The 23,223-nt window shown below is 44.5% G+C and carries 26 protein-coding genes; 17 read left to right on the top strand and 9 right to left on the bottom strand.

The genetic code is table 11. The annotated features are described in order from the left end of the window. Positions 1-2: 2 nt before the first annotated feature. Positions 3-806, bottom strand: coding sequence for a ParA family protein (locus tag AC3WJC_RS16360; protein WP_492400187.1), 804 nt, complete (start codon positions 804-806; stop codon positions 3-5). 228 nt (positions 807-1,034) lie between these two features. On the opposite strand from AC3WJC_RS16360, the gene AC3WJC_RS16355 reads away from it, so the two are divergent. Continuing rightward, complete coding sequence (locus AC3WJC_RS16355) at positions 1,035-1,556, top strand: NADPH-dependent FMN reductase (RefSeq protein ID WP_492400186.1); 522 nt, start codon at positions 1,035-1,037, stop codon at positions 1,554-1,556. A gap of 201 nt (positions 1,557-1,757) precedes the next feature. Here the strand turns inward: AC3WJC_RS16355 and purD are convergent, their stop codons facing one another. After that, positions 1,758-3,032 (bottom strand): phosphoribosylamine--glycine ligase, encoded by a 1,275-nt coding sequence (gene purD, locus AC3WJC_RS16350; RefSeq protein WP_492400844.1) that lies wholly within the window; start codon positions 3,030-3,032, stop codon positions 1,758-1,760. A 134-nt stretch (positions 3,033-3,166) separates the two neighbouring features. On the opposite strand from purD, the gene AC3WJC_RS16345 reads away from it, so the two are divergent. From AC3WJC_RS16345 to AC3WJC_RS16310, 8 genes are all read left to right on the top strand, one after another. Then, positions 3,167-3,715: a hypothetical protein gene (locus AC3WJC_RS16345; RefSeq protein ID WP_492400185.1), complete on the top strand. Its 549-nt coding sequence runs from the start codon at positions 3,167-3,169 to the stop codon at positions 3,713-3,715. A gap of 142 nt (positions 3,716-3,857) precedes the next feature. Beyond that, positions 3,858-7,169 (top strand): preprotein translocase subunit SecA, encoded by a 3,312-nt coding sequence (gene secA / locus AC3WJC_RS16340; protein WP_492400184.1) that lies wholly within the window; start codon positions 3,858-3,860, stop codon positions 7,167-7,169. 214 nt (positions 7,170-7,383) lie between these two features. Beyond that, positions 7,384-7,833, top strand: coding sequence for an SPOR domain-containing protein (locus tag AC3WJC_RS16335; protein WP_492400183.1), 450 nt, complete (start codon positions 7,384-7,386; stop codon positions 7,831-7,833). Then, entirely contained in the window at positions 7,826-9,010 is a 1,185-nt protein-coding gene (locus AC3WJC_RS16330; protein WP_492400182.1) for a M20 metallopeptidase family protein, read from the top strand. The genes AC3WJC_RS16335 and AC3WJC_RS16330 overlap by 8 nt, the downstream gene beginning before the upstream one ends. A gap of 35 nt (positions 9,011-9,045) precedes the next feature. Next, positions 9,046-9,432, top strand: coding sequence for a hypothetical protein (locus tag AC3WJC_RS16325; RefSeq protein WP_492400181.1), 387 nt, complete (start codon positions 9,046-9,048; stop codon positions 9,430-9,432). Between the two features lie 22 nt (positions 9,433-9,454). Continuing rightward, entirely contained in the window at positions 9,455-10,390 is a 936-nt protein-coding gene (locus AC3WJC_RS16320; protein WP_492400180.1) for a hypothetical protein, read from the top strand. Between the two features lie 150 nt (positions 10,391-10,540). Next, positions 10,541-10,888: a 50S ribosomal protein L19 gene (gene rplS, locus AC3WJC_RS16315; protein ID WP_492400179.1), complete on the top strand. Its 348-nt coding sequence runs from the start codon at positions 10,541-10,543 to the stop codon at positions 10,886-10,888. Between the two features lie 83 nt (positions 10,889-10,971). Further along, a complete protein-coding gene (locus AC3WJC_RS16310; RefSeq protein ID WP_492400178.1) occupies positions 10,972-11,358 on the top strand; it encodes a helix-turn-helix domain-containing protein in 387 nt (128 codons plus the stop codon). A gap of 25 nt (positions 11,359-11,383) precedes the next feature. Here the strand turns inward: AC3WJC_RS16310 and AC3WJC_RS16305 are convergent, their stop codons facing one another. After that, a complete protein-coding gene (locus AC3WJC_RS16305) occupies positions 11,384-12,688 on the bottom strand; it encodes a hypothetical protein (RefSeq protein ID WP_492400177.1) in 1,305 nt (434 codons plus the stop codon). A 140-nt stretch (positions 12,689-12,828) separates the two neighbouring features. Between AC3WJC_RS16305 and AC3WJC_RS16300 the strand changes: the two genes are divergently transcribed. Further along, a complete protein-coding gene (locus tag AC3WJC_RS16300) occupies positions 12,829-13,590 on the top strand; it encodes an SDR family NAD(P)-dependent oxidoreductase (RefSeq protein WP_492400176.1) in 762 nt (253 codons plus the stop codon). Between the two features lie 71 nt (positions 13,591-13,661). Here the strand turns inward: AC3WJC_RS16300 and AC3WJC_RS16295 are convergent, their stop codons facing one another. From AC3WJC_RS16295 to AC3WJC_RS16280, 4 genes are read right to left on the bottom strand one after another with little or no spacing between them, the layout of a single operon-like run. Then, positions 13,662-14,363 (bottom strand): phosphatidylserine decarboxylase family protein, encoded by a 702-nt coding sequence (locus tag AC3WJC_RS16295; RefSeq protein WP_492400175.1) that lies wholly within the window; start codon positions 14,361-14,363, stop codon positions 13,662-13,664. A gap of 33 nt (positions 14,364-14,396) precedes the next feature. After that, on the bottom strand, positions 14,397-15,200 hold the full coding sequence (locus tag AC3WJC_RS16290; protein ID WP_492400174.1) for a phosphatidate cytidylyltransferase: 804 nt from the start codon (positions 15,198-15,200) through the stop codon (positions 14,397-14,399). Then, complete coding sequence (locus AC3WJC_RS16285) at positions 15,197-15,409, bottom strand: putative signal transducing protein (protein WP_194103515.1); 213 nt, start codon at positions 15,407-15,409, stop codon at positions 15,197-15,199. The genes AC3WJC_RS16290 and AC3WJC_RS16285 overlap by 4 nt, the downstream gene beginning before the upstream one ends. Next, positions 15,409-16,341: a CPBP family intramembrane glutamic endopeptidase gene (locus tag AC3WJC_RS16280; RefSeq protein ID WP_492400173.1), complete on the bottom strand. Its 933-nt coding sequence runs from the start codon at positions 16,339-16,341 to the stop codon at positions 15,409-15,411. The genes AC3WJC_RS16285 and AC3WJC_RS16280 overlap by 1 nt, the downstream gene beginning before the upstream one ends. Before the next feature lie 42 nt (positions 16,342-16,383). Here AC3WJC_RS16280 and dusB point away from each other — a divergent pair, with 42 nt between their 5' ends. Both dusB and apaG read left to right on the top strand, forming a co-directional pair. Then, positions 16,384-17,376: a tRNA dihydrouridine synthase DusB gene (dusB, locus tag AC3WJC_RS16275; protein ID WP_492400172.1), complete on the top strand. Its 993-nt coding sequence runs from the start codon at positions 16,384-16,386 to the stop codon at positions 17,374-17,376. Positions 17,377-17,427: 51 nt separating this feature from the next. Then, on the top strand, positions 17,428-17,814 hold the full coding sequence (apaG, locus tag AC3WJC_RS16270) for a Co2+/Mg2+ efflux protein ApaG (RefSeq protein WP_492400171.1): 387 nt from the start codon (positions 17,428-17,430) through the stop codon (positions 17,812-17,814). 233 nt (positions 17,815-18,047) lie between these two features. Here the strand turns inward: apaG and AC3WJC_RS16265 are convergent, their stop codons facing one another. Then, entirely contained in the window at positions 18,048-18,776 is a 729-nt protein-coding gene (locus tag AC3WJC_RS16265; RefSeq protein ID WP_492400170.1) for a zinc metallopeptidase, read from the bottom strand. A gap of 250 nt (positions 18,777-19,026) precedes the next feature. Then, positions 19,027-19,212, bottom strand: a complete 186-nt coding sequence (locus tag AC3WJC_RS16260) for a CsbD family protein (protein ID WP_492400169.1) — start codon at positions 19,210-19,212, stop codon at positions 19,027-19,029. Positions 19,213-19,574: 362 nt separating this feature from the next. Here AC3WJC_RS16260 and AC3WJC_RS16255 point away from each other — a divergent pair, with 362 nt between their 5' ends. The 5 genes from AC3WJC_RS16255 to AC3WJC_RS16235 all read left to right on the top strand — a co-directional run bounded on the left by AC3WJC_RS16255 (position 19,575) and on the right by AC3WJC_RS16235 (position 23,150). Then, on the top strand, positions 19,575-19,985 hold the full coding sequence (locus tag AC3WJC_RS16255; RefSeq protein ID WP_492400168.1) for a hypothetical protein: 411 nt from the start codon (positions 19,575-19,577) through the stop codon (positions 19,983-19,985). Positions 19,986-20,235: 250 nt separating this feature from the next. Further along, positions 20,236-20,649, top strand: a complete 414-nt coding sequence (locus AC3WJC_RS16250) for a hypothetical protein (RefSeq protein ID WP_492400167.1) — start codon at positions 20,236-20,238, stop codon at positions 20,647-20,649. Continuing rightward, on the top strand, positions 20,613-21,443 hold the full coding sequence (locus AC3WJC_RS16245) for a sensor histidine kinase (protein ID WP_492400166.1): 831 nt from the start codon (positions 20,613-20,615) through the stop codon (positions 21,441-21,443). Before AC3WJC_RS16250 ends, AC3WJC_RS16245 begins: the two co-directional genes overlap by 37 nt. Next, complete coding sequence (locus AC3WJC_RS16240) at positions 21,409-22,050, top strand: response regulator transcription factor (protein WP_492400165.1); 642 nt, start codon at positions 21,409-21,411, stop codon at positions 22,048-22,050. Before AC3WJC_RS16245 ends, AC3WJC_RS16240 begins: the two co-directional genes overlap by 35 nt. 29 nt (positions 22,051-22,079) lie before the next feature. Beyond that, on the top strand, positions 22,080-23,150 hold the full coding sequence (locus tag AC3WJC_RS16235) for a PA0069 family radical SAM protein (protein ID WP_492400164.1): 1,071 nt from the start codon (positions 22,080-22,082) through the stop codon (positions 23,148-23,150). The last annotated feature ends 73 nt before the right edge of the window (positions 23,151-23,223 follow it).

Raw genomic sequence — 23,223 nt, 5'->3', positions numbered from 1 at the left:
TATTATATGATCTCTGTTGTTTCCTGTAGTTTACTTTTAACCAGGCCGTTTTTGCTTACTATTTCGCGGGCGAGGTTAAGGTAGTTAATGGCTCCCTTGCAGTTGGCATCGTGCATAATTACGGATACACCAAAACTCGGTGCTTCGCTCAGGCGGGTATTGCGCTGAATAATGGTATCAAAAACCATATCCTCAAAGTGGGTACGTACCTCTTCAACCACCTGGTTTGACAGGCGCAGCCTTACATCGTACATGGTAAGCAAAATGCCTTCGATCTCTAATGTAGTATTCAGGCGGGATTGAACGATCTTGATGGTGTTCAGTAACTTACCCAAACCCTCAAGGGCGAAGTATTCGCACTGTACGGGTACAATTACCGAGTCGGCAGCGGTTAGGGCGTTTATAGTTATAAGGCCTAATGATGGTGAGCAATCAATAATAATAAAGTCATACTCATCGCGCACACTGTCAAGCACCTGTTTCATTTTGTACTCGCGGCCGGTAAGGTTTATCATTTCTATTTCGGCACCTACCAGGTCAATATGCGCGGGCAGCAGATCGAGGTTGGGCGTTTCAGTTTTCTGAATGGCATCATGCGGGTCGATCTGGTTAATAATGCATTCGTAGATGCTGGCTTTTATATTACGCGGGTCAAAGCCAATGCCCGACGTAGAGTTGGCCTGCGGGTCAGCATCAACCAGCAGGGTTTTATATTCAAGTACGGCTAAACTTGCGGCCAGGTTTATGGATGATGTGGTTTTACCCACGCCACCTTTTTGGTTGGCCAAAGCTATTATTTTACTCATGCTTTATTTTTCCTTTACAATAGACTTATAATAACGAAGAATAGCTACATAAATTCTACCTTCGCAATGGTTTTTTACCGGATGCTAAGATAAACAATAAAACTTATCCGAAATCCACAGTAAATGCCAACTTACAAACAAAAATTAACATATTAATGCTTTAAACAGGCTGATATAACCGTTAAGCCATCAGTTGTTTACAGGTGTTACAAAACAAGCAGCATTACCGTGATCACCATTATATCATCAACAAACCGCGAGGGCAGCGCCACCTTAAAACTGGCCGGGTATTATAAAAAAAGGCTGATAGAAAAAGGGGAGAAGGCCCGTGTATTCTCACTGGAGGAATTGCCGCCCAGCCTTATCGTTACTGATCTGTACGGTAAGCGCAGCGAGGCCTTTAAGCCCATCCAGGAAATGGTGACCGCCACCCAGAAATTCATCTTTATCATACCCGAATACAATGGCAGTTTCCCCGGTATATTAAAGGTATTTATTGACGCCTGCGCCTGGCCCGATAGTTTTTACGAAAAAAAGGCCGCGCTGGTAGGTGTATCATCAGGCAAGTATGGCAACATTCGCGGGGTTGACCACTTTACCGGCGTTTGCAACTACATGCACCTGCACGTGTTGCCATTAAAGCTGCACATTCCGTTAATAAGTAAGGAGTTTGATGCCGGGGGCAACCTGTTTAATACCGATACGATAAAGTATACCGAGGAACAGTTGGATAAGTTTGTAAAGTATTAAACCCCTCCTAAATCCTCCCCTTGGGGGGGAGATTTTACACTAATTTACAAAACTGTCATTTCGACCGAGGTACGAGGAGAAATCTGCCTGCGCGATATTAAAGCGACAGATTTCTCGCTACCGCTCGAAATGACAGTTTTATTTAAATAAAAATCAACGCCATCAAAAAATCAAAAACCAATCAACGGTCAAGGGCTAATTTTATACCAAATCAAAGCCGATATCTTTCCTGAAGTAAACGCCATCGTAATATATACGGCTGGCATCGGCAGTGGCTTGTTGCAGCGCGTCGAACATGTTATCCTGTAAGGTAGTTATCGCCAATACACGGCCGCCAGCAGTGCGTATATCCTCGCCAACGAGTGTAGTACCCGCGTGGAAAACAATGGAACCGCGGATGTTCTCGATGCCGGTAATGGTTTTATCTTTCAGGTACTCGCCCGGGTAGCCGCCAGCTACGCACACTATGGTAGCCGCTACTTTGTTGGATATGGTAAATTGCTTGTCGATCAGCGTACCTTCGGCAACGCCTTCCAGCAGATCAACAAGGTCGCTTTCAATACGTGGTAATACGCTCTCCGTTTCAGGGTCGCCCATGCGGCAGTTGTATTCAATTACATAAGGTTCGCCGCCGCAATTCATCAAGCCAATAAAAATAAAGCCTTTATAGGGTATGTTATCCTGCTTTAAGCCTTCAACGGTTGGGATGATAATGCGCTCCTCAACCTTTTTCAAAAACTCCTCATCGGCAAACGGCACCGGCGAAACAGAACCCATGCCACCGGTGTTCAATCCGGTATCGCCTTCGCCAATGCGCTTATAATCTTTAGCAGATGGCAGCACCTTATAGCTGTTACCATCGGTGAGCACGAATACCGAAAGTTCAATGCCCTGCAAAAACTGCTCGATAACTACCTTTGAGCTGGCCGCGCCAAATTTGGCATTGGTCAGCATTTCGGTAAGTTCCAATTGAGCTTCCTCTAAAGTAAGGCAAATTAATACGCCCTTGCCTGCGGCAAGTCCGTCGGCCTTTAACACTACGGGCAGGCCTAAAGTTGGCAGGTATTCAAATCCTTCCTGTAAAGTTTCGCGGGTAAACGTGCGCGATGCCGCTGTAGGCACCTTATGGCGCTCCATAAATTGCTTGGAGAAATCCTTGCTGCCCTCTAATTGCGCGCCTTCAGCCTGCGGGCCGATCACCGGGATGTGCTTGATCTCATCATCAGCCAAAAAGAAATCGTGAACGCCTTTTACCAGCGGCTCCTCAGGGCCTACCAATACCATATTGATGTTGTTGTCCAATACAAATTGTTTAATGGCGGCAAAATCGGTAGCCTTAATATCAACGTTGGTACCGTATTGCCCGGTGCCGGCATTGCCGGGAGCAATAAACAGCGATTCGCATTTTGAGCTTTGCGACAATTTCCAGGCGAAGGCACTTTCCCTTCCGCCCGAACCGAGGATCAGGATGTTCATGCCCGCAAAGATACTATTTTGACCTATAGATAAGTTATATACTGAAAGCAGATTGACGGGCCGGGCTATTGCCGTTATTCTGCCTGGCATTGGGTGTGTTTTTTTATTAGCCTTATACCATTACCTTTATAATTATGGAACGCAAGCCTCACAAGTTTGAAAAACTGCCCGTGTACCAAAAGGCGCAGGAGATTTTTGATTTGGTAGATATTATTGCCGAAGCCCTGAAAGAGGATGATATGAAAGAACACCTGGCTACGCAGATGCTGAGCAATGCCGCCCTGATACAAGCCAAAATAGCCGGTGCCGAAGGTGGTGGTTTGTATTCGCTGCGGATGCAGAATGCCGTATTGATCAAACTGGCTGTTCAGGATATGTTCAATGCCGTATCCTTTGCCTCCATGGTAGATATTAATGAAGAAGATTATGTGCAGCTTATGCGCGATAAGGTGGAGGAGTTCAGGCTGGTTTTTGTGGATTGGATACGCGGCTTTGACAAAGGTTATGACATCCCGGATAACTGGGCCATCCGCTTTGATACCAGCACCCCCGAACAGGAAAAGCTGGAAGAACTGATGTTTGACGAGGAAAAGTTTTTTGAAGGCTTTGATGATGAGGGGTTTGAGGACGATGACGATCAGGGCGATGATGAGGAAGATGACAAGCCCGGAGACAAAATTTAAAGGCGTGTGTTAACGGCTTTTTAAGCTTTGATGTCAATAAGCCCGGTTAATCTAAAAAATCTTACATTTGCCTGTCAAAATGGCTTTGCAATGTGCTGTGGCGCAATTGTTGAGTTTATGAATCATAGCTATTTAAAAATATATGTTAGATTTTTTCAGTAAGCTTTTTGGGAGCAAATCAGAGCGCGACGTAAAAGGCATTAATCCTATAGTTGATAAAGTAAAGGCCGAATTTGCCAAGCTTGACGCCTTGAGCAATGATGAACTTCGGGCTAAAACCATACAATTTAAACAAACCATTCAGGAAAAACTGGCCGGAATTGATGAGCAGATTTCTGCCATTAAGGAGCAGACAGATAATAACCCTGATTTAGATGTAAGCGAAAAAGTTGAGCTTTATACCCAACTGGATAAGTTGAGTAAAGACCGCGATAAAGAGCTTGAAGTAGTGCTGATGGAGATACTGCCGGAAGCATTTGCCGTGGTTAAAGAAACTGCGCGCCGCTTTTCAGGCAACCCAACCATTGAGGTTACGGCTACCCAGTTTGACCGCGACCTGGCATCCCGCAAAAAGAACGTAATTATACATGGCGATAAGGCCATTCACCACAATACCTGGATAGCCGCCGGCAACGAGGTTACCTGGAATATGGTGCATTATGATGTGCAGCTTATTGGCGGTATTGTATTGCACCAGGGTAAAATTGCCGAGATGGCCACAGGTGAGGGTAAAACATTGGTAGCTACGCTGCCTGCTTACCTGAACGCGCTGGCCGGCCAGGGTGTGCATATTGTTACCGTGAATGATTACCTGGCCCGTCGTGACTCGGAGTGGATGGGGCCGCTGTATGAATTCCATGGCCTTTCTGTTGATTGCATTGACAGGCACGAGCCAAACTCGGATGCACGCCGCCGTGCTTACCTGGCCGATATTACTTTTGGTACCAATAACGAGTTTGGTTTTGACTACCTGCGTGACAATATGACACGCAGCCCTGAAGAATTGGTACAGCGCAAGCTGCACTTTGCCATGGTAGATGAGGTTGACTCCGTATTAGTGGATGATGCCCGTACGCCGCTTATTATTTCGGGCCCTATACCGCGTGGCGATGAGCATGAATTTTATGAGTTAAAACCACGTATCGAGCGTTTGGTTAACGCGCAGCGTAACTATATTACCGGTATTTTAAATGAGGCTAAAAAGCAGATTAACGATGGTAAAACCGGCGTTGATGACGGGGGCTTGGCTTTGTTACGCGCACACCGTGGTTTGCCTAAAAATAAAGCCCTGATCAAATTTTTAAGTGAAGGTGCTAACAGGCAGGTGCTGCAAAAAACCGAAGGCCATTACATGCAGGACCAAAACAAGGAAATGCCAAAGGTGGATTCGGAGCTTTTCTTCGTTATCGACGAAAAAAGCAACTCGGTTGAGCTGGCCGAAAAAGGTATTGAACTGATCACCGCGTCTGGCGAAGACCCGCATTTCTTTGTAATGCCTGATGTAGGTACAGAGATAGCAGCCATTGAAAAATCAGACCTTGATCCGGAAGAAAAAATTGCCCGTAAGGATGCCTTGATGCGCGATTTCTCGATCAAATCAGAACGTATACACTCGGTAAATCAATTGTTGAAGGCTTATACCCTGTTTGAAAAAGATACCGAATACATTGTTGACGACGGAAAGGTTAAAATAGTTGACGAGCAAACCGGCCGTGTGCTGGATGGCCGCCGTTATTCGGATGGCTTGCACCAGGCTATTGAGGCTAAGGAGAATGTTAAGGTTGAGGATGCTACCCAAACCTTTGCTACGGTTACCCTGCAAAACTATTTCAGGATGTACCATAAGCTTTGCGGTATGACGGGTACTGCAGTTACCGAAGCCGGTGAGTTATGGCAGATCTATAAGCTGGATGTGGTTGAGATACCAACCAACACGCCAACACGCCGTGAAGACCGCCAGGATCTGGTTTACCGTACCGTACGCGAAAAATACAATGCCGTTGCCGATGAGATTGTTAAACTGACACAGGCAGGTCGCCCGGTGCTGGTAGGTACAACCTCTGTTGAAATATCTGAATTATTGAGCCGCATGCTTAAACTGCGCGGAATAAAACATAACGTACTCAACGCCAAAATGCACCAAAAGGAGGCTGATATTGTGGCCGAAGCAGGTAAGGCAGGTACCGTAACCATTGCTACCAACATGGCAGGCCGTGGTACGGATATTAAGCTGGGTGCTGGTGTTAAGGAAGCCGGAGGTTTAGCCATCATCGGTACCGAAAGGCATGAATCCCGCCGGGTTGACAGGCAGTTGCGCGGTCGTGCAGGCCGTCAGGGCGATCCGGGTTCGTCACAGTTCTTCGTTTCGCTTGAGGATAACCTGATGCGTTTGTTCGGTTCAGAGCGTATATCAAGCCTGATGGTACGCATGGGTATTGAAGAGGGCGAGGTAATTCAGCACTCCATGATCTCCAAATCCATAGAGCGTGCGCAAAAGAAAGTTGAGGAAAACAACTTTGGTATACGTAAGCGTTTGCTGGAGTATGATGATGTGATGAACTCACAGCGTACCGTTATTTACTCAAAACGCAAAAACGCCCTGTTTGGCGAACGTTTGGATGTGGATATTAACAACACCATTTTTGATGTGGTTGAAGATATTGTTACCGAATACAAAGAGGCCAACAACTACGAAGGCTTTAAGCTGGAAGTGATCCGCATTTTCTCGGTTGATGTTGAACTGAGCGAAGATGAGTTTGGCAGCATATCATTAAACAACCTGGTTGATAAAACCTTTGGTGAGGTTACTGATTTCTACAAACGTAAATCAGATGCTATTGCCGCCCAGGCATATCCTGTATTAAAGGATGTGTATGAAACCCGCGGTGCACAGGTTGAAAATATAGTAGTGCCGTTTACGGATGGCGTTCATGGTATTCAGATAGCTGTTCCGCTTAAAAAAGCGGTAGAGAACGAAGGCCACGAGGTGATCAAATCGTTTGAAAAAAACGTAGTGCTTTACCTGATCGATGATGCCTGGAAAGAGCACCTGCGCGAAATGGATGAGCTGAAACAATCTGTACAAAACGCGGTTTATGAGCAAAAGGATCCGTTGCTGGTTTACAAGTTCGAGGCTTTTGAACTGTTCCGCCAAATGCTGGCCAATGTGAATAAGGAGCTGGTGAGCTTCCTTTTCCGTGGTGGTATCCCGGTGCAACAGCAACATCCGGAAGAAATACGTGAAGCAAGGCCGCAGCCTAAAACGGATATGCGCCAGATAAAAGCCTCAAAGGCGGAAGTGGTGCAGGAAAGTAACGGCGTACCAATGGACGATACCCGCGAACTGGAAAAAGCAACCCCGGTACGCGTTGAACAGAAAATTGGCCGCAACGATCCATGCCCTTGCGGGAGCGGTAAAAAATATAAAAATTGCCATGGCATAGGCCTGGCGTAAACAAATAACAAACCTCATTGTCATCTCGACGAGGTACGAGGAGAGATCTGCCGCTTTACTATGAACGCGGATAGATTTCTCGCTATCGCTCGAAATGACAGAAATGGTGAATTTAGTTTTTAACAAATTTGTCATTTCGACGAGGTACAAGGAGAAATCTGTAAGCTATTACTATGGTAGCAGTAAGAGATATATCCGACAGAAAGCAACAAAAATGAATAACACAGCATCCACATACAAAGCAGTATTTGCCAAAGTAGCCGGGTGCTGTGTTTTTTTTATGCTGATAGCCCTTGGCGCATCCGCGCAGCGGGGCCGCGTTGAGGTGGTGAAGGATGCGCGTGTTGATACGCTGATCAACCGCTGGGCTGATCTGAACAAGGGTGGTGGTGCACGCAGCTCGAACTTTGGTTACCGTGTGCAAATATTCAACGGCTCAAACCGTAAAGAGGCGTACAAAGCTCAAAACCGCTTTCAGGATATGCATCCGGATATGCGTACCTATATCAGCTACCGCGACCCGAACTTCAGGGTTCACGCGGGCGATTTCCGGACCAGGCTCGAGGCACAGAAAATGCTTGAAGAGCTGAAGCCTTATTTCTCGGCCATGTTTGTTATCCCCGGTAAAATAAATCCCCCTAAATTAGATACTGCTAATGATTAAGGAGCAAATACAGGAATTAGCCAAAACTATTTATGATGATGTGGTAGGCAACCGCCGCCACTTGCACGCCAACCCTGAACTGTCTTTTCACGAGATACAAACATCGGCCTTTGTAGCACGAAAGCTGGAGGAGATGGGTTTGGAATATCATAAAATGGCTGATACCGGTTTGGTAGCCCTGATCAAAGGCGATAAACCATCAGACAAGGTGATTGCCCTGCGTGCCGATATGGATGCGCTGCCTATTGTGGAGGCTAATGATGTACCTTACAAATCGCAAAACCCGGGCGTAATGCACGCTTGCGGGCACGATGTGCATACTTCATCACTATTAGGTACGGCAAAAATACTTACGCAACTTAAAAGCGAGTTTGGCGGTACCGTTAAACTGATATTTCAGCCGGCGGAAGAAAAACTGCCCGGTGGTGCCAGCCTGATGATACAGGAGGGCGTATTGGAAAACCCTAAACCGGATGCGGTATTAGGCCAGCATGTTATGCCGCTGATTGATGCCGGTAAGGTAGGCTTTCGTGCGGGCAAGTACATGGCCAGTACTGATGAATTGTATGTTACGGTAAAAGGCAAAGGCGGCCATGGCGCGCAACCACAACAAAATGTTGACCCGGTAATTATTACCGCGCATATATTAACGGCCCTGCAACAGGTGGTTAGTCGCTTTGCTGATCCAAAGAGCCCGTCGGTATTGTCATTTGGCAAGGTTATCGCCAACGGTGCTACCAATGTTATCCCTAACGAGGTTTACCTGGAGGGTACCTTCCGCACCATGGATGAAACCTGGCGGCAGGAAGCCCACAAGCGCATGAAAAAGATGGCCGAAGGCATTGCTGAAAGCATGGGCGGCAGTTGCGAATTCAATATTATGAGAGGTTATCCGTTCCTGATCAATGAAGAGAAACTGACCAATAATGCCCGTTCGCATGCCGAGGATTATTTAGGTAAAGAGAACGTGCTCGACCTGGATATATGGATGGCCGCTGAAGATTTTGCCTACTACTCACAAGTAGCCAATAGCTGCTTTTACAGGTTAGGCACCCGTAACGAGGAGCGGGGCATTACCTCATCAGTACACACCCCAACCTTTGATGTTGACGAAACCGCGCTGCAAGTTAGTACAGGGCTGATGGCCTACCTGGCAGTTAAGCAGTTGGGTAATTAATAAGTGTGGTGATTATCAGAGCGTTGATGTTTATAATGTTAGTTCTGAGCATCGATGCAAAGGCTCAATATAAAGCGTCTTTCATTAATAAGATAAGGCAAACGGACCGCATAGAGTTGCATTTTATCAAACTGAAGAAGCCAATAATTTATAAAACTACTAATGCTACTCATTTATCTTTTTTCAAAGATCAGATTACAAAGGCAAAAAACAACTCAGGCTTAAACTGCGATAGCACTGTAGAAATACTTTATTTTAGTAAAGGGGTGCAAATATTTAAAGCATATTTTTCATCTCTTGCAACAGGTGGGCACGGTGGTTCAAATGTTGCCTTTTCTACATCTAACTCAAAGGTGTTATCTCAATCTACTTATAATGTAGGGATGCTTGTTGATGAAGTATATTACGAAAAAACTAAATAAGCCAAATAAATTATAATTCGCTATGGCATTTAAAGGATCAGTCGTATTTCTTCTATTCTTCTTATCCTCTTATGCCAGCGCCCAGCAAATATCCCGCTACGATCCGGATACGATAAAAACCATCGTGCTGGATTCGGTGATCAATATCAATTCGCACAAACTGAATGTGCAGGATTTTATTGATGCCGTAACTACCGATACCAGTTTTTACAAAGCCTTTCAAAGTATGCGGCAATACAGCTACATTGCCGAGAACAACATTTACACTTACGATAAAAAGGACCGGGTAAACGGCATGATCTACCGTAAGATGAATTACACCCGTGCCGGTGGCAAGCCTAAGGTTGAATACCTGGCAAAAAGCGACAGCGGCACGGTTTATAAAAAGAACGGCAAGTACCAGTTGTATACGGTCGAGATGTTTGATTATTTGTTCAGCAATACCTACAACAAGCCATTGGCCGCACCGGGCAATAATTCAAAAAGCGATGGCGGCAAAAACGCATCGTACAAAGGCAAACTTAAAACGCTCATCTTCAGGCCGGGTACCAAAGTTAGCGGCATACCATTTATCAGCGATAAAACAGAGATATTCTCGCCCGAGCTTAAACAGTTTTATTATTACCAGTTTGCGCGCGGCACTTACCTGGATAGCATACCCGTATACCGCTTTAAGGTGATCCGCAAGCCCAGTACCGCCCCCGGCGATGTGATGATCAATGAAATGACTACTATTTTTGATACACGTACCTTCCAGATCATGGGCCGGTTTATTGATATGAGTTTCAGCAATATGTTTGTGAGCTTTAAAGTGCGGATGAATATTGAAATGAATAATTTTAATGGCGAACTGCTGCCGGTAAAGGTAAGTTACCAGGGCAATTGGGATGTACCCCTGCATAAGGAGGAGCGGGCCAGTGTTTTAATTACCCACACCGGTTACCGCCGCGATAACTAAAGTGCTTAAAAACAGCCTAACAGGCTGTTTTTTGTGGATAAAACAATAATTGTTGAAATTTTTAAAATCTGTTTTTTAATAACAGAAAAATTGCCTATACTTGCAATCCAATTTTTACGGGCTAAAAATTGGATTTAACGGCTAAAAATCATGGATTTAGTAAAATTTGTAGAAGAGCAATCAGTAGTAAAAAAGCAAGTTCCTGTATTTAAAGCAGGTGATACTGTTACTGTGCATTATAAAATTAGAGAAGGTAACAAAGAGCGTGTTCAGCTTTACCAGGGTGTTGTTATTCAACGTAACAGTGTTGGCGTATCTGAAACTTTTACTGTACGTAAAGTATCAAACGGCATAGGTGTTGAGCGTATATTCCCGATCAACTCACCAAACATTGACAAAATTGAGGTTAACAGCTACGGTAAAGTACGCCGTGCTAAACTATACTACCTGCGCGCGCTTACCGGCAAGGCAGCACGTATCAAATCAAAACGCGTTTAATTATCGCCTCCGGGCAAAAACATATAAAACCTTTCTGTATTTATTGCAGAAAGGTTTTTCTATTTTAGTGTTTTACCAACGCGATGGCTACTGTACCGCTAAAATACCTCAACCGTAAGGAAGAAATTTTTCAGAACTATTTACAGCAGATAGATAAGCATATTGATGATGTGCTTGAGGGTCGCGTTGAAGAAATGTTCGAGCTGCGCGATCTGGCCGCATTGCTGTTCATCCACCCCACCCATTTAAGTAATGTAATAAAACAGCATACCGGCCTGCACCCTTGTTATTTTTACGAGCAAAAACTGGTTAATGTAGCCAAAAATATGCTGGCTGACCCTGAACTTTCTATTGCCGATGTCGCACGTAAGCTAACTTACGATCCCTCTAACTTTACCAAATGGTTCAAGTTTTTTGAGCACATTACCCCATCACAATACCGCAAACAGTTGCAGCAGCAGGCAATTTGAGTAAGTAAATAAATTATAAAGACAACTATTTCTTTACCAGATCAGCAGGGTTAACCTCATGGCTCAGTAACTGCCCGAATAGCTCCCAGCGTTTGGCCGGATTTTTAGCGGTGCCGCCATTACGTTCTATATGCTCCTTCACCAGATCCTGCCCGTAATTATAATTGATTACATAGCTGCGGTACTTTTTGATAAACTTAACCGACTTGTTGGCCGTTTCATCATCCATTAAACAATATTTGCGCAACCATTGCTGGGCCTTGCTGTCGCTCATTTCATCGCTTAAAATACCACGTGCGGCTTCATTGCGGGCATAGTTCAACTTGCCGCGTATGGCAAGGGCTTTAAAGTAAAGATCAACGTCAGCGGTATCTAAACCGGCAAGCGGCAGCAATACATTGCGTGTAAAGTTCACCTTATCGTTACCCGGAAAGGCCACTTCAATACCGTAGTTAGCACTGCCTTCCGCAATTAACGATTGCGGACTAAACAGCGGGTACAACGAGATCTCCACCCACTTTTTATCATTATACAGATTTTTCTCCAGCAGCATATTATATACATGGTGGCCGGGATAGCTCTCATGGCTGCCTACATCAATGGCGCGGTCAATATAAATATCAAGGTCGGTATTAATTTGTACATCGCTGTGATACTTGCCCTTGTACCAATTATAACCCGACCATGGTTTATCCTTCACATATTCCAGCGTAAACGCTTCACCGGCGGGTAACTTATAATGGGCGAGAGTGCGCTTGCGTGCCTCCGCAATAGCGGCTTTCATTACTGCGTCAACCTTATCTTTTGGAATAATGAATTTTTTAGCCAGGCGTTGAAAGCGGTTGCTTACGTTGCCTTTGCCGGGCAAAATACTGTCGAGTTCGTCTAACTGCGCTTTAAAATAATCTTCTTCATAAGTAGGGGCCTTAACGCCGAACAACTGTTTTGACTCTTCATCAAAAGGCAGATACTCACCTGAGAAAATGCGGATACGCTCGCCGAAGGCTATGAGTTGGTTGTACATCCAGTCGGCACGCATGCGGTTTGAATCAACCACCGCACCGCGGGACACATCCTTCAGGTCGTTCATCAAAATATTAACTGATGCCAGCAAACTATCCTTAGGGAAGGTTTCGCCAGCCGGGGTTTTTGGTTTCAGCGAATCCGGGCCGTAGTAAGCATCTACAAAATCCTCATCGTATTGGCCAATGGTCAATCCCAGTTTTACATATTGCGCGGCAAGCTGATTGAGTTTGCTGTTTTCCTGCTTTTCGCCTTGTGAGCACGAGAGCATAAACAGTACGGGAATTACGATCAAAAACTTTTTCATAGATGTTGCAAATGCCAAATAAAGGGGCAAAGATGTTAAAAAACTGAAACAGTCACCATTTAAACTGAAACTATCACCATAATTTACAACACATAAAGGGGCACTTTTGTATTAGTAATTATAAAAAAACTATCAACATTATGGAAAAAACGAATAAGATAGCCCTTGTAACCGGCGGTAGCCGCGGTTTGGGCCGTAATACAGCGCTTAAACTGGCGCAGGATGGGCATAACGTGGTGCTTACCTACCATAGCCGTAAAGAGGAAGCAGAGCAAGTTGCTGCGGAAATAGAAGCATTAGGTGTTGGCGCGGTAACCTTGCAGTTTGATGCCGGCAATACCAAAAGTTTTGAGGCCTTCAAAACCGAACTCCTTGAAACAATTAAGGCCAAGTTCGGTGCTGAGCAGATCAACTTTTTGATCAACAACGGCGGTATCGAATCATACGCCATGTTTCCGGATGCTACCGAAGAAGCATTTGATAACCTGATGAATGTGCACTTTAAAGGCGTTTACTTTTTAACGCAAAAGCTATTGCCGGTACTGGCCGATGGTGGCCGCATCGTTAACTTCTCCACTGGGTTGGCAAGATTTGTAACGCCGGGATACTCAGCTTATTCATCTATGAAAGCGGCTGTTGATAACCTTACCCGCTACCTGGCTAAAGAACTTGGCAGCCGCGGCATCACCGCCAATAGCGTAGCGCCAGGGCCAATTGAAACGGACTTTACCAAAAAGACCTTTGAGCGCCCCGGAACTAAAGATTACCTGGTATCACAAACATCATTAGGCCGTGTTGGCCAGCCGGATGATATTGGCGGCGTGGTGGCCTTTTTGTGCAGCGATGCAGCCGGTTGGGTAACCGCTCAGCGTATTGAGGCATCAGGCGGGTTGTTCATTTAATATTATTCACCGCAAAAAAAGAGCGACAAGGTTTCATCAACCTGTCGCTCTTTTTATATTTATAAGTTTGCTTATACTGCCTTAACCAAGGTAGCCCTAACCGGCTCAACTACGGCAGGCAACTCAGCCAATACGGTGCGGCCGCCTTTTACTACTTCGCCAATGCTTACGTTGATCTTTGTGCCTAATGGTAAAAACAGATCAACCCTTGAGCCGAACTTGATAAAGCCGAACTGCTGGCCCTGTTCAACTTCGTCGCCCTCTTTTACATACCATACAATACGGCGGGCAAGCGCGCCTGCAATCTGCCGAAACAATACCGGTACGCCGGCATGATTCTCAATTACAATGGTAGTACGCTCGTTTTCGGTTGATGATTTTGGATGCCAGGCCACCAGGTATTTACCCGGATGGTATTTAAAATATTTTACAACGCCCGCTATGGGGTTACGGTTAACGTGTACGTTTATAGGCGACATGAATACCGAAAGCTGTATCCGCCGGTCCTTTAAAAACTCGGTTTCCTCGGTTTCTTCAATAACTACCACTTTGCCGTCTGCCGGGCATAATACCTGGGTTTCGTCAGTAGCTATGCGTAGCGTTGGGCTGCGGAAAAATTGTAATATGATAACAAACAGCAGGAAAGATAAAATATAAATAACCCATTTTAATGCATAGGCCTGCGGAAAGTAAAACTGTATGCCGGCGTTCAACACAAAAATGAACAATATGCAAAGGGCGATAGAGGTGTAACCTTCTTTATGGATGGTCATGACGTATTATATATGGTTTATTATGGCGTAAAGCTACGCATTTGTTATGAAGTAGAGGTAAGCATAAACAATAGGCGCGGCTAACAAAAGGCCGTCAAACCTGTCAAGCAAGCCGCCGTGGCCGGGCAGTATACCACCGCTATCCTTTACGTTGATGCTACGCTTGAACATGGATTCGATCAGATCGCCCATAGTGCCGAACGTGCTGATCAATATACCTACTGATACCCATTGCTTCCAGTTATACTCGGCATAGTAATGACTTAAAATAAGGGCTACGCCCGCAGTAATAATGATGCCGCCTATAAAGCCCTCCCAGGTTTTTTTAGGTGAATGGCGCGGAAACAGCTTGATGCGGCCCAGTTGGCTGCCTACTAAATACGCACCGGTATCATTAGCCCAAAGCATCAGCAAAAAGCCTAATGGTAAATGGAAATTGAAGCTGCCGCCAATAAAGGCGATGGCGTGGAAAAAGGTAAACGGTGTAATGGTAAACAGCAAGCCTAAAAAGCAGTAAGCTATATTGTTGAACGGCGTTTCAGACTTTTTATAAAGCTCCTGTATATAGATGGAGCCCAGCAACACCGGCAGCAGAAACAATAAAAATTTTGACGAAACGTAACACTGCGCGGCAAACACTAAAAAAACAAACAGGCCATTAAGCAAGCCGGTATAGCGATTGGGGTCGGCAGTGCCTTGTTTAACCAGGCCGTTAAACTCGTGCAGGCAAAAAACGCTCAGCAATAAATAAAACAAAGTGAATACCACACTGCCAAGCAAAACAGAGCCCAGCATTACTATCACGAAAAAAAAGCCGGTAATGGCACGTAATCTCATATATTAATTTGATTGAGGATCATGATCTCAATGGCATGACTAAAATCCTCCTGATGTACATAAACCTCAATGTTGCCAAAAGCCCGGTGCGATGAGTCCTGCCGGTTAAGCAATACCGCATCTATCTGGTGCTCGGTAAGCACCTGTTTAATAATCTCCGATTGATAAAAGTTAAATGAAGTAAAAATTTTTACCCAGTTTTTTTCCATTAATACTCAGGGATGGTCCTTTTGCCCGATGCAACATTTTTAAAAATCCGGAACAAAAATAATATAATTATAAAGCTGATTATATACAGCGGATAATTAAAAATATGTTCGCTGTTAGGATCGATGTTTGATTTTTTATTCTGATAAAAATAAGTGGCTAATACCGCGGCCCCGTTATTTATAAAATGCGCCAAAACACCGGGCCAGATGCTACCGCTATAAGCTGCCATGTAGCCAAAAAGTGCGCCCAGCATTAAGCGCGGTAAAAAGCCAAAAAACTGTACGTGCATAGCGCTGAAAATAACAGCGGTTATCCATACGGCGGCGTGTTTGTTTTTCGTCCACTGCCCTAAAATGGTTTGCAGGCAACCACGAAACATAAACTCCTCGCCAATAGCGGGCAATACGGCCACTATCAGCATGGATATCATTAAATGGCCAATGGTATCAAGCTGTAAAACAGCTTCAACCATACGGTTGGTGTCATTTTCTGAGCTGCGCATCCATCGTTCAACACCTTTTAAAAATTCAGGTAATACCATTTGCTGGTTAATGTTTACCAGCAGTTCCATCACCGGGAATGAGAAAAGCATAATGCCGATAACAAGCGGTAACAGCAGCCCGTTAAAACGGGTGTCCGGCTTTATATACCCATCAACATCATAAACAATAAAGCGTGCAAAATACACGGCCGGGGCCAAAAACATACCTATGGTAGTACCTAAAGCCAAAGCTATTTTAAGCGAATTGATCACCTCCTGTGGTGAGCCTTTACCCACGCCGCCCATTTGGCTGATGGTATTGCTGCCATACAGCAGGGCTATAATAGCGAATGAGAGTAAATTGGCGAGAATGGTAAACGCAACACAAACCAGTATTAAGTAGAGTAATTGCTTTATGGGTTTTATATGATAGTCAGTGCTTTGTATCATGTTTATAAAAAATCGTATTTTTGCAGGGCTTAAAGATAAGGCATGTCTGTACGAATAGGAAATATTGATTTAGGGGAGTTCCCGCTGCTGCTGGCACCGATGGAGGATGTGAGTGATCCGCCGTTCCGTTACGTGTGCAAGCAAAACGGCGCGGATATGATGTACACGGAGTTTATTTCATCCGAGGGTTTGATACGCGATGCCGCCAAGAGCATCAAAAAGCTGGATATTTTTGAGTACGAACGCCCGATAGGTATACAGATATTCGGCAGTGATATTGACCACATGCGCGAGGCTACCGAGATTGCCACACAAGCCGGGCCCGACTTGATGGATATTAACTACGGTTGCCCGGTTAAGCAGGTGGCCTGCCGCGGTGCAGGTGCCAGTTTACTACAGGATATTGATAAAATGGTAGCCATGACCAAAGCAGTTGTTAAGGCTACCCATCTGCCCGTAACGGTTAAAACCCGCCTGGGCTGGAATGATGATACCAAAAATGTTTACGAGGTTGCTGAGCGTTTGCAGGATGTAGGTATCAAGGCGTTAACCATACACGGCCGTACCCGCGCGCAAATGTACAAGGGCGTGGCCGACTGGAGCCTCATACGTGATATTAAAAAGAACCCGCGCATACAAATCCCTATTTTTGGTAATGGGGATATAGACTCACCGAAAAAAGCTGCCGACTGGCGGTTGGAGTATGAAGTAGACGGTATGATGATCGGCAGGGCATCAATTGGTTACCCCTGGATATTCAGGGAAGTGAAACATTTTTTTAAAACCGGTGAATTGCTTGACGGACCTACCATTGCCGAGCGTGTTGAAGTTTGCCGCACACACCTGGAGAAATCAATTGAGTGGAAAGGTCTCAAAACAGGCATTTTTGAGATGCGCAGGCATTATTCAAATTATTTTAAAGGCATCAATCATTTTAAAGAATACCGTATGCGCTTGGTTACTGCGGGCACTATTGATGAGGTGCAGGATATACTTGCAGAGATAGAATTAAAATATTCGGCAGAAATGGTGTGATTTTTGCCCTATTGATTTTTTAAATTTGACAAACTCCAATAATCTTTGATCATGGTTACCACGATAACAGACGGCGTGAGGGTTTCTGTTGAAACCATATACCAACCCGAATATTCTAACCCGGCGAATGAGCACTTTATGTTTGCCTATAAAATATATATTGAAAATATGGGTGAATATGCCGTTCAATTAATGAGCAGGCATTGGCTTATATTTGATTCAAACGGAGCAAAACGCGAGGTTGAAGGCGAGGGCGTGGTAGGCCAGCAGCCGGTTATTGAGCCGGGCAGCTCGCACGAGTATGTATCAGGCTGTAACCTTAAAACAGATATGGGCAGTATGAAGGGCGAGTACAATATGGTACGCTTGCTGGACAACGCCCAGTTTGATGTTATTATTCCCGAATTTCAACTGATAGCGCCTTATAGATTGAATTGATTTTTAGAATTAAAAGTCAAGAATTAAGATGATAGCGGTGTAATAATAAGAGATACATTAAAAATTAAATAACAAAGAAAAAGCCTGGCTGATGATTTCAGTCAGGCTTTTTTCGTATTGTATATTGATTTTATTTCTAAGACTATAAAGTAGAACGCCCGATTGATAATTCAACCAGGCGTTCTACTTTATAGGTCGTAATTCTTGACTCTTAATTCTTCATTCTCAAAAAATCAATCTCTTCTTCCAAACAAAAATTGTGCATAGTAAAGCAGTGTTGCTAATGCGCTCAGCGCTGCTACCACGTAGGTCATGGCGGCCCACCAAAGGGCATCCTTGGCTTGTGCATGCTCCTCGTTGGTTTGCATTACATTGTAATTGTTATTTAACCAGGCCAGGGCGCGTTTGCTGGCATCAAACTCTACAGGCAGTGTTATAAAACTGAAGGTAGTTACCAACGCCAAAGCGGCTACGCCTATAGCCAATACCCAAGGAATTTTCGCAAAAAACAATAGTAATATGCCTATGGTAAGCGTCCATTGCGTAAGCGTTGATGCCACGTTGATGACCGGTACCATAGCTGATCGGAAGGTTAACCAGCTATAGGCCTTAGCGTGCTGCACAGCATGCCCGCACTCGTGCGCGGCAACAGCGGCGGCGGCAACACTGCGGCTGTGGTAAACATCAGGGCTCAGGTTCACTGTTTTGTCGGCGGGGTTATAGTGGTCAGTTAACTGGCCTTCAACGGATATCACGCGTACATCGCTGATACCATGATCTCGCAGCATACGCTCGGCAATCTCAGCGCCTGACAGGCCTGACAGTAATCCGATCTCCGAATACTGCTTAAACTTGCTTTTAAAGCGCCATTGTACTATAAAGCTAACAACGGCAATAGCAAGCATCAAAAATATGGCAGAGTTATAGGTTACAAATCCGGTTACTAAAGCTAAACTTATCATCTCTAAATTCTTTTATAGTAAGATATATTCAAAAAGCATTCCGCATTATTTGCTACGCCTGCCTTGTGAAACGACAACGCTGTAATTAACTTTAATTAACAAATACGGAAGCGGCGAATTCATCAAAGCGACATAAAGGCGCATAATGTAATGTCAAAATAGCAGGTTGCTAGTGCCTTGTGTGGTGTGTTATGAATAAGCAGGCATTTTAATAAACCCCGCATTTTTCTCCGGGGCCTGCTGTATGATTTTATAAGCTATTGATCCATTTTACCAGATCCTCACGGCTTTTGCCCAGCTTTTGTTGCAGGCGGCCAAGCGTTTCATCGTCTTTACCTTCTTCGTGTTTCAGGTCGTCATCGGTTAAATCACCATAGGCTTGTTTAATTTTGCCTTTCAGCTCGTTCCAGCCACCTTTTACTTCTAACTTATCCATAACAATGTTTTTTAAGATGTATATTAATAACATACGGCGCGGCACATTGTTTTTTGCATGGCTTTGTGGCCTGGTTTAAAAAAAGAAAATCCCCCATGCGGTTAAAGCACGGAGGATGATCTTTGTATAAGCAGAAAAATACCCCTATTTTTTTATATGATATGAACCGGCATGCTGTCGCATATCATACCTCTGCTGTTGCAAATATCTACCTGAAGCTCTAAACAGCCAATACCCACTTCACGGTATTTTGTATGCATTATGCCCGGTGTAAATACCGTTAAAAAACGGTATGCGTAATTTTTTAGGCGTTTGTAGCTTTACCGGCATTCAACCCCCTTTTTCAATTTAATATTATTTAGATGCCCGATTCTCCAAAACCCGATACTACGAAACAGCAGCTTGAAACATTAATAAAATCATATCAAAACACAGTTAAACGCATCCGTAAGGGAGATGATAGTGGTGTGGCGAGTGATTATGATCCGGATTTTGATTCTAAAAGCGTTTGGTTTCCGCGTAACGCTGTTGAACAGCTTTTTAATGATAACAATGCTGATGGTTTACGCGTATATTTCGGCGTGCATGATGCTGACCAAATGCCAACACCTTATGATGACAGGCTTACAGTGGTATTGGTAGCAACCAAGCTGGTAGACGGTATAAATAAGGATCAGCTTAAAGATAGCACCGCACACGCTGCTGATGATTCAGGTAGCGGAGCAGGCTACGCTTTGAATCACGCGGCCGTTTGTCCGCCAAAGTGCGTTTAAATGTAATATGATTGAATACTTATATCTTTTTTTTGAACTACTGTCCTTAGTAGTAGCAGCAATTCAATACAAAAAATTGTCAGGTACAAGGTATGCGCTTTTTTTGCCGTATTTGTTATTTATCTGCGCGTATGAGGTTTGCTCACTTTTTCACTTATTCATCATTAATCAAAACAACGCGTGGATAACTAATATAATCATCACTATAGAGTTTACCTTCTTCAGTACGTTTATAGCCAGGCTCTTACCCATGCCTTTGCAAAAAAAGGTTGTTAAAGTTATTATTGGGTTGATCGCCTTTACGACTATCAATATAGCTTTTATACAAGGGTTTTGGAATATGGCAACCATAACCATCATACTGCAATATATTATGCTTATCGTGTTAGTTTGCATATATTTTTACCACCTGATGCATCAGCATGCTGATGAAGAATTATCGCTTATACATATACCCGATTTCTGGGTGAATACCGGGTTGCTTTTCTTTTGCCTGCTCGAATTTTGTTTCTTTTGCGCCTTTTCATACATGACATCACGCAATAGTTATTATTATCTTGATTTATGGATCGTGATAGCTAATATGGCCAACTTTATTTTGTATTCTTGCCTGTCAGTATCCTTTTTATGTTTCAATCGCAAGAAAATGTCGTACTCATCATAGTTGGTACCATCCTGCTTTTGCTGATGGGGATGTTTATTGTAAGTTTTATGTTCTTTTATCAGAGAAAACATAACGCTTATATTAATGAGCGATCACTTTTGCGCCTGCAATTCAGCGAGGAACTGTTAAAAGCCCAGATAGAGATACAGGAGCAAACCCTTGCCCACATCAGCCGCGAGATACATGATAACATCGGGCAGGTGCTGTCATTCGTAAAACTGTCCCTGGCATCCTTAAAAACGCTTGATGAACAACAGCGGCATCAAAAAATTGATGATAACCGGGAACTGATTGCCCAGGCTATCAGCGATCTGCGTGACCTATCAAAAAGCCTGAGTTTTGAACGGATAACAACCATCGGTTTACAAGATTCTATAAAAGCCGAACTTGACCGCGTTAACAAGAGCGGCCTCCTCAGTACAAAGTTAACCGTTGATGGCACAGCCTATTCGCTGGGTGCGGAGCGCGAACTGGTATTGTTCCGCGTTTTTCAGGAGGCGTTAAACAATACCCTGAAATACGCCAATGCGCAAAATCTGAATATAAGTTTGAATTTTACTCCAAATCTGTTTATTTTGGCTATTGAAGACGATGGAGTGGGTTTTTTGGTAACGGACAAGTTGAATGATAACAGCGGTTCGGGACTGAAAAACATGGAAAACCGGGCGGCGATTGTTGGTGGTTTAGCCAAAATTGAGAGCATGCCCGGTAATGGTTGCAGTATTAAAATATCGCTTGACCCCTTAGCAGAACAAAAATATGTTAACCGAACCCATCCAGATAGCACTGGTTGATGACCATAGGCTCTTCAGGAGCGGTATAGTTTCATTAATAAATAATTTAGGAGGATTTCATATCCTGTTCGAGGCCGCTAACGGCGAGGAGCTTACCCGCAAAATATCGCCCAAAAACAAACCCGACGTAGTCCTGCTTGATATAAATATGCCTGTGATGGATGGTATTGAAACAGCTAAATGGCTGCGTGATCACTATCCGGAAGTATGCATTATTGTACTCTCTATGTTTGAGGATGCCGAAAAGGTGTTGGCCATGGTGCGGTTGGGCGTGAAGGGCTATCTGCTTAAAGACGCGGAGCCTGCTGAATTTGAAAGCGCCCTTAAACGTGTTGCCGAAGGCGAAGTATATTACCCTGATTTTGTTACCCGCCATTTAATTAACAGCTTTAATGAGCAGGCCGCCAATGTTAAGCTTAACAGCCGCGAGCTGGAGTTTTTACGCCTGGCCGGTACTGAGCTTACCTATAAGGAAATAGCCGACCAGATGTGTGTAAGCGCACGTACGGTTGATGGCTACCGTGATCAGCTTTTTGAAAAACTACAGATAAAGAGCCGGGTAGGGCTGGTTTTATATGCCATAAAAAATAAGATGATCGAGTTGTAATTTGCTAATTATTTTAGCAAATTTGTGCGATGGCACATGAGGATAATCCGGATTTTTTTAAGGGAAGAGGCGCACAGGTAAACACCCACAACAAATTTTTAAAGAGCAAATACGTACTGGAGCATATTGAAGGGCTGGATGAGCCCTTGCTTGAAAATACGGCTACACAACTGTATGAGGAGTCGCCCAAGAAAATTGTAAGCGAATCAAACAGCCCGGATTTGAGCCACATGCACTCTATTAACCCTTACCAGGGGTGTGAGCACGGCTGCATTTATTGCTATGCCCGCAACAGTCACGAATATTATGGCTTTAGTGCCGGGCTTGATTTTGAGCGTAAGATCATTGTAAAGCGTAACGCGCCGGAATTATTGGAGCAGTATTTTAACCGGAAGAATTATGAGCCGGTGTGCATTGTGCTTTCAGGCAATACAGATTGCTACCAGCCCATTGAACGGAGGCTGGGCATAACCCGCCGCTTGCTTGAGGTGTTTTTAAAGTACCGTAACCCGGTAAGCTTTATCACGAAGAATAACCTGATACTGCGCGATATGGATATCCTTGCCGAAATGGCCAAGCTTAACCTGGTGCATGTAAACGTATCTATCACCTCGCTTAAAGAGGATCTGCGGCAAAAGCTGGAACCCCGTACTGTTACCGCCACCGGCAGGCTGGCCGTTATTCAAAAGCTATCGCAAATTAATGTACCGGTTAGGGTAATGGCGGCACCCATCATCCCCGGCTTAAACAGTAACGAGGTGCCTAACATTATTAAAGCCGCTGCCGACCGTGGCGCCGTATCTGCCGGGTTTACCATTGTGCGGCTTAACGGCAGTATTGCCGAAATATTTACTGACTGGATAGAAAAGGCTTTTCCTGATCGTGCAGAAAAGGTGCTGAACATGATTCGCGCCTGCCATGACGGGCAATTGAATGACAGTAATTTCGGCAGGCGTATGAGCGGCGATGGTAAGATAGCCGAATCCATACACCAAATGTTCCGCATGGCCTGCAACCGCTTTATGGCCGGCCGCGAAATGCCGCCCTTTGATTACTCGCACTTTACCCCCAGGAATGGTAAGCAGACGAGTTTGTTTTGAGCCTGTTTATTATAAAACATTCATTACGATGTACGAAGCAATCCCATTGAGCAAATCATGTGGGAATGTCCTA

Source organism: Mucilaginibacter sp. FW306-07-L, from assembly GCF_058782065.1.
This window is presented reverse-complemented; position numbering and strand designations above follow the sequence as displayed.